Here is a 7,283-nt window from a genome sequence, read left to right on the forward strand (position 1 = left end):
GGTGCTTAAAAGTATCAAAAAATAGATATCCGGTTGCCAAAAGTAAATATGCCGTTCACCTTAAGTGAACGGCATTAGCCAGCGGGCAGCCTTTTTTTTGTTTATGAATCGCTTAAACGCCCTCGTTTAATATGCGTTGTGTTTGGCTACATAACGCGGTAAAGGATTGAAAAAAAAGATAACCTATATGACAAACTATCACTCGTGCTAGATAGAGCACAAATATGCTGCTTCGGAAAACGAGATGCCGGATTACCCAATAAAGGATCAGCTAGCATTGTAAAAAAATTCAGGCACACCAGGCTTCGAATCTGTGAAGGAATAATCGTTCCTTACGTTGCAGGCTCATAGGTCATTGTTACAAAGATGCTTCGTGTGTTCGTTCTAATCTTTGTGTTGATTTGGCTTAGTGTTATTGATTTATTTTAGCTTTTTAAGCTGAGCACGCTAGAGACTTTTTTCCTTTCTGCAATGACCCCTTTTAGTATATTGTTATTCGCTATTGCTTTAGTGTCGAGTGGATTCAGGTGTGAAACCAAGAATCAGAAAATTCTGCTGATCGAAGTGATGTCCCTTAAATAATAAGCTTGATAAAAAGAGATGTCAGAGAATCTACGGTGGTCTTGATATCTAAATACATTGTTAAAAATAACGAATCACCTTACGGCGAGTTTTGGTTAGAAAATTTCCAGATTATAATATTGGAAACTGCAATCAATGCTATTCCTATAAAAAGTATAGTAACGCCATCAAAAGGGATATCTTCATTGATAGGTACGTCTAAAATTAAGTTCATGAAAAACAAAATTACGCCGCAATAACCAAAAACCTTAATTAAGTCGGTTAAAAAACGAACTACATAGAATTGTTTTTTCGATAAATCCATTACTGCTAGATTCCTTGTTAAATTAATATGTATATAATTTACTTTTTGCCGCTGTCATCACTTTTATACGAACTTAAATAACCCGTATTCAATGACTTTCCAGCCTGAGGGTTGGCATATGCCACGCTCTACATGCTTACAATAAAGGATGCTGCCTAACTGAAGTTTAATGTGGACTAAGGAAAAAATAACAGTATAGGAAGCCGCTTTTGATACTTCATCATTAAACATATATGAAAAAGATTTTGACATGGTATAAAAAAAGACCAATGCCAAGAAGCCAACAACGACGTACTCACCCATTTTCTCTGACATATACACTAATTACATTCTTTTTAAGTTTAAAAATACATTAATGAAACAATTTTATTGTGCAACCTTTTTTTTAAATATACTGATTTTATATATTTATAATTTAATGGCGATGCATATAGATTTGATTGCTTCTGCTTGAGGCGTACTCTCTTTTTTATGATTTTTTGCGCGCTTGTAATGGTTGCTTGTTAATGTATTAGAAAAGGCAATAATGTTTAAATTTATTTTGACTTCGTCATATTTATTATTACATTAGACAGAAAAAGCACATGACGTGTAAATACGAAAACGCAGCCAAAGGATGGGACTATGAGCGATGTAGTTGATAAAAATAAAGGGCTGAGTACAGATGACATTCACCCTAAAGGTAAAGTGCGCTCGATGTCTAATATCAAGAGCCACTGGGATGACAAACCTGATCTTGATGACTATCCCAAAACGAAAAACTCCGTAAGCGAGTCCTCGTTCCCAGAGGTATTCCTTGTTCTTGTAAAGGCCCTGGCGGTTGCCTTGATAGGTGTATTTTGTATTTATCAAGGATGGGTATTATTGGGGCTTTTTGGCATCATTGGCGCAATATTTTATTTTTTAATGGCGGCAGGAACGATTACCGCAGAGGGCCCGAACACCTTCTTGGGGCAGTGTTACACATCGAGCGCCTCAAACCAGCAGCGACAATCAGTTAATTCACCGCGCAGCGGTCAAAAAACGAGTTCGCGGGCGAGTAACCTAGAAGCAAGCGCAGCAGTTACTGCCGCAGGAGCAGGATTATATGCCAGTGTAAACAACAACACTTTGCCTGCAGACGATGAGCTTTTTGAAGACTCTTACCTTTTTGAACACTCTTCTGTTTCTGATGATGCAGACCCTTCCAGTCACTTCGACGATATACCTATTATAAACCCCGCTACCGGCTTGCCGATGATGGGTGGTGTTGATTCTGCGGGTAATACTTATGGTACAGACATGAGTACTTCGATCATTGACACTGATCCTATAGATATACACACAGACACTTGCCTTATTGGCACTCATATTGATAGCAGCTTTGACGACACCTCGAGTATAGACACAAGTGTAGACACAAGTATTGACATAAGTGACCCGTTTGACACGTTTGACAGTACGTCGTTCGACGATGACTGGATGAGCTAATTTGTGCTCTGGTTCACTCGGGATCTCATTTGCACCAAGCAATCAGCGTTTAGCCACTTTTATGGCATATTTAAAATCTCGCGTACAGAAGGAAGTCAGATGGCGCACATCACAACACTGTTAACTACATTACAGCAATTGGCCTATTTTGAATGCATAATCACTTGCCAGAGTGACAACGCAATGCCATTAGCGCCTTACAAAGGGGCTACATTTCATGGGGGGTTTGGCTGGGCACTGGGGGAGCTCGATAGGGACATAATGCAAATGCTATACGATTGTCGGGATCACCACGGGCATACCATTATTAAGCCATTTGTTTTACTGCCACCCACCGACACACTCACGCATTACCCCAGAGGGCATGAGTTCACCTTTCGCTTGAAACTCTTCGGCCGGGCAGCTAAACACGTTCAAGACGTACTGGCAGCTATTTTTTTATGGCAAAATATGGGGTTAGGTAAATCGAAAGCCTCTTTTACTATTCGCTCTATCGATTTACAATTGCCAGCCAACACACTGCGCGTGTATCAGCAAGGTGCTGCCCAATTTAATATGCCTGCTCCTATGCCATTGGGGCATTTTATCGAACAACAGCTAGCGGTTTATCATCCCTTGAGCGGTATTCAACTCACCGCATTTATCACTACGCAAACCCCCATGGAACTGCACAAAAATAAACGCCAACTGTATGATGCGCCAGACGCTAAAACTTTTTTTTGGTTAATCGCGCAGCGTTTATCACAGCTGTGTATTGCTTATGGCGACAATAAGCAAGCCGAACTGCATGCGTGTTTACCCAGTGACGAACTCCCATTGACGTTTAAAGACACGAACGTATTCGGGCAAGCTAGAGCGTCCACGTTAATGCAAACAAAACATGAATTAAAAGGACTCACCGGGACATGGGCTTACGTGCTGAATGATGAGCTAGCCCTTGCTTGGCTGTTGGCAGGGCAGTTGATTCATGTAGGCAAAAAGTCGAGCTTCGGTTTTGGAGGATTTAATTTTAGTGTCGCGGTGGGGCAATAAGGTTTGCATATTCCACGCTTTGAAAACTTACTAAATTATCACCTTATGGAAAGTGCTTTTCGTAAGGTTGAGGCGAATAAGGGCACCGCTGGAACAGATGGCGTCACTATTGATACCTACGCCCAAGAGTTATCCTCAGGCTTACATGTTTTATTAAGCGAATTAAGAGAAGCACAATTTCAAAGTGCAGCCTTACTTAAAGTGACTCTGCGTCAGCCTAACAAAAAACCGCGCAACCTAGTAATACCGACTATCAAAGACCGTATTTTACACACAGCGATAATGTTGTTGCTACAACCCTTTTTCGAAAACGAATTTGAAAAATGCAGCTATGGTTATCGGCCTAACCGCTCTTACAAAATGGCGGTTGAAAAAATAGCTGTGCTGCGTAACCAAGGTTTTATGTGGGTCGTGGATGCAGACATAAAGCAATTTTTCGAGCATATTCCACATGCTGCCGTTAGATCACTACTGCGTCATTATCAATTGGATGAAGCATTAATCAATTTGATCAGTGAATGCCTATTTAGCCGACAAGTTGAGCAAGGTACATTGCAATTTGGTGCTGCGGTCGGCCTTGGTATTCCGCAAGGTTCATCATTGTCACCTATGATAGCGAATCTATACCTTGATAGTGTGGACGAAGCACTGCTGGCTAAACATTACAATATGATCCGCTACGCTGACGATTTTGTCATATTGACTCAATCAAAAGCACAAGCTCAGCAAGCTCTGGAATTAACGCAATTACTGTTAGCCAAACTCAATCTATCGCTAAATGAAGAAAAAACACAAATCTGTTCATTTGCCGACGGATTTGAATTTTTAGGGCATACCTTTATTGATGATCTGGTGTTGGACAACAAAAGTCAAACACCGGTGGAAGCCTCACTTAAAGATCAACGTGAAATTACCCATATATTGGAGCAAAACGAGGGACTCGATGTTGAGGACCTTGAGCAACCGCAGAGCCCTGAAATAGACAGCAACGCCCCTCTGAGTCGCATTATCTTTGACCATGAGCAATGGGAGCTTGCAGGTCAGAACATAGCCCAAAACACCACAATTCAATTGCCGCCAAAATTAAAAACATTGTACGTAACCACCCAAGGGGCAGTGTTATCGAAAAATGGTCTGCGCATACAAGTGAAGAAAGGCCAGCACTTACTCAGTTCAATCCCCACAGGTACACTAGACGGCATCATTCTTTTTGGTCGGGTACACATCACTAATGATGTGATGAGCCACTGTTTGCAACAGTCGATACCGATTGTTTTAGCCAACCAATCGGGCAGTTTTAAAGGCATTATTGACAGTTACGGAGCCTATTCAGAAGCATTGCTGCGCCAACAAGTGCATCACACGGGATCAGAGCCAAAGCAAATGCGTATTGCCAAACACATTCTTAAAGGCAAATTTAATAATAGTCTTGTGGTGATAAAGCGCGCCCTACGTAAACGCAAAATACCAGCAAGCATTGAAGCGTTGACACAATTCACCGATGCAGTAAAACGATTCACCCATAAACTAGAGCGTGAAAATAGCCCTAATGCCATTTTAGGTATTGAGGGGCAAGTAGCCAAACAATACTTTGCTTTGTATCAATCACTTTTTGCTGAAGAATGGCAATTTACCCAACGGAATCGCCAACCGCCAAAAGACCCAATCAACGTATTGCTTTCGCTGGGTTACAGCGTGTTATTTAATAATATTCATACCTTGGTCAAACTGCATAAAATCAATCCCACGTTAGGGTACTTACATCACGGCTCAACTGACCAACCCTCATTAGTACTCGACTTGATGGAAGAATTTAGAGCACCCATCGTTGATGCGACCGTATATAAATTGATCAATAGAGGTTCGCTTACCTTGCGCGATTTTGAATCTATTAACGACAAATGCCATATAAAAAAGGAGGGTTTTAGCGTCTTTCTGCGCGCCCTTGAAGATAAATTTAATCGCCAGCTTATACACCCCTCATCCCAAGAGTTAACCGATTATCGGCGTATTATCGATCGTCAAATCAAACTGCTAAAGCAGAGTATTACAGCCGACAGTGAACAATATGAGGTATTTCGAATTCGATGAAACTATGGCTTATATGCTACGACATTAGCGATGATAAAAGGCGTTATCATGTCAGTCGCTTATTAGAAGGGTACGGCGAACGGGTGCAGCTAAGCGCATTTGAATGTCGTTTAACTCCCAGCCATTTTACTGCGCTTAGAAATGCCCTGCGGCGAATTGTGGGTAGTGACGACATCGTACATTATTATTCAGTTTGCAAGTGGTGCGCTGAAAAGCGACATGTGCAAGGCAGCGCTGAATTGACCCACTCCCAAGCATATTATCTTACGTAACGATGTTAGTGGTGTGCCTGTTTGATATCAGCTGCAATAAGCGCCGGCGAAAGGTAAATCGCTTGTTGCAAGGTTACGGGATTCGGATCCAAGAAAGTGTGTATGAATGTCAGATAAGTCACGGGCAGTTACTGCGCATTCAAGGTAAAATACAAAAGATTATTGCCCAGACTGACCGTGTACACTTTTACCCTTTGTGTGGTAAAGATATAGGCGAACGTAAAGTTGAGGGCGGCGGCACAGTGACTTGGCACGAGGGGTTTCATGTGGTGTAGGGCAGCGCGTTGATTTCAAACATTTTTTTTAATGAAAATGAGGGTGGCATGCGTAAAATAACGCAGTTCTGCTTAGTTATTGCTCAGTTGGCCGATTTATGCGCTACAGGCCTTGCCAGCCATGGCCTAGATCGGGTAGGGTACGAACTGACCCTGTTTAATAAGGGATTAAGACTTGTCATAAAATAACATTGTTTGTCCTTGTTTATGTACGAACTGACCCTGTTTAATAAGGGATTAAGACTGCCCCATATTTATTTAATTAATTAAGTCGTACGAACTGACCCTGTTTAATAAGGGATTAAGACAAATCTATTTTCATAATAGAGCATCATCTATCGTACGAACTGACCCTGTTTAATAAGGGATTAAGACATTTCGTAAATACTGTTTGTATTCATTTGATGCCGTACGAACTGACCCTGTTTAATAAGGGATTAAGACTTTGGTCATTTCATAATTCATTCTGTTTACCTGTACGAACTGACCCTGTTTAATAAGGGATTAAGACAGTAATGTTTTAGTTAATATAGTCACAGTGTCGTACGAACTGACCCTGTTTAATAAGGGATTAAGACTTTTTTCATATTGCTTAATCATTTTAAAATCCTAGTACGAACTGACCCTGTTTAATAAGGGATTAAGACATTCATTGTTTTTTCTATTATTCTTTTCATTTTGTACGAACTGACCCTGTTTAATAAGGGATTAAGACTGCTCTATAAGAGTCGGCATTTTAATGTCCTCGTACGAACTGACCCTGTTTAATAAGGGATTAAGACTGAAATATTTCATTGTTTTGTTCCTTTATTTAAAGTACGAACTGACCCTGTTTAATAAGGGATTAAGACTTCTTCAATGACTTTATCAATCCCTTTTGTATTTGTACGAACTGACCCTGTTTAATAAGGGATTAAGACGTTGGTTTGGTAGTGATCATTACAGTGTCATCGTACGAACTGACCCTGTTTAATAAGGGATTAAGACTGGATATTCATTTGCTCTGTCCTCAGTTATGTGTACGAACTGACCCTGTTTAATAAGGGATTAAGACTTTGAACATAAATTCTTTCATACCTACCTGTCCTGTACGAACTGACCCTGTTTAATAAGGGATTAAGACTTTAGCGTCGTTTAAAGTTTTCATTTTTGTTTCGTACGAACTGACCCTGTTTAATAAGGGTAAGCGTCTCGTAAAGGCCGTCTTTTAGATATCAATTCTGCACCGCACAATAATGTCTTTGATAATAATCGAGG

Annotated in this window: 7 protein-coding genes and 1 CRISPR repeat array; of the genes, 5 read left to right on the top strand and 2 right to left on the bottom strand. The window is 40.6% G+C overall.

The genetic code is table 11. The annotated features are described in order from the left end of the window. Positions 1-661 precede the first annotated feature (661 nt). A complete protein-coding gene (locus tag GQS54_RS22660; protein ID WP_166426188.1) occupies positions 662-886 on the bottom strand; it encodes a hypothetical protein in 225 nt (74 codons plus the stop codon). Between the two features lie 63 nt (positions 887-949). After that, positions 950-1,201, bottom strand: a complete 252-nt coding sequence (locus tag GQS54_RS23125; RefSeq protein WP_205967892.1) for a hypothetical protein — start codon at positions 1,199-1,201, stop codon at positions 950-952. A gap of 309 nt (positions 1,202-1,510) precedes the next feature. Here GQS54_RS23125 and GQS54_RS22665 point away from each other — a divergent pair, with 309 nt between their 5' ends. From GQS54_RS22665 to cas2 (GQS54_RS22685), 5 genes are all read left to right on the top strand, one after another. Further along, the gene (locus GQS54_RS22665; RefSeq protein WP_166426189.1) at positions 1,511-2,356 is read left to right on the top strand and encodes a hypothetical protein; all 846 of its coding nucleotides are present in this window, start codon (positions 1,511-1,513) and stop codon (positions 2,354-2,356) included. A 99-nt stretch (positions 2,357-2,455) separates the two neighbouring features. Next, entirely contained in the window at positions 2,456-3,388 is a 933-nt protein-coding gene (gene cas6, locus GQS54_RS22670) for a CRISPR system precrRNA processing endoribonuclease RAMP protein Cas6 (RefSeq protein ID WP_166426190.1), read from the top strand. Positions 3,389-3,391: 3 nt separating this feature from the next. Continuing rightward, on the top strand, positions 3,392-5,479 hold the full coding sequence (cas1, locus tag GQS54_RS22675; protein ID WP_166426191.1) for a CRISPR-associated endonuclease Cas1: 2,088 nt from the start codon (positions 3,392-3,394) through the stop codon (positions 5,477-5,479). Then, positions 5,476-5,751, top strand: coding sequence for a CRISPR-associated endonuclease Cas2 (gene cas2, locus GQS54_RS22680; protein ID WP_166426192.1), 276 nt, complete (start codon positions 5,476-5,478; stop codon positions 5,749-5,751). Before cas1 ends, cas2 (GQS54_RS22680) begins: the two co-directional genes overlap by 4 nt. Positions 5,752-5,753: 2 nt before the next feature. Beyond that, a complete protein-coding gene (gene cas2 / locus GQS54_RS22685) occupies positions 5,754-6,026 on the top strand; it encodes a CRISPR-associated endonuclease Cas2 (protein WP_166426193.1) in 273 nt (90 codons plus the stop codon). Between the two features lie 140 nt (positions 6,027-6,166). Next, a CRISPR array of direct repeats spans positions 6,167-7,217; the repeat unit is 35 nt; unit sequence GTACGAACTGACCCTGTTTAATAAGGGATTAAGAC. Positions 7,218-7,283: the final 66 nt, after the last annotated feature.

The sequence above is a fragment of the Paraglaciecola sp. 20A4 genome (assembly GCF_011378905.1).
Classification (GTDB): Bacteria; Pseudomonadota; Gammaproteobacteria; order Enterobacterales; family Alteromonadaceae; genus Paraglaciecola.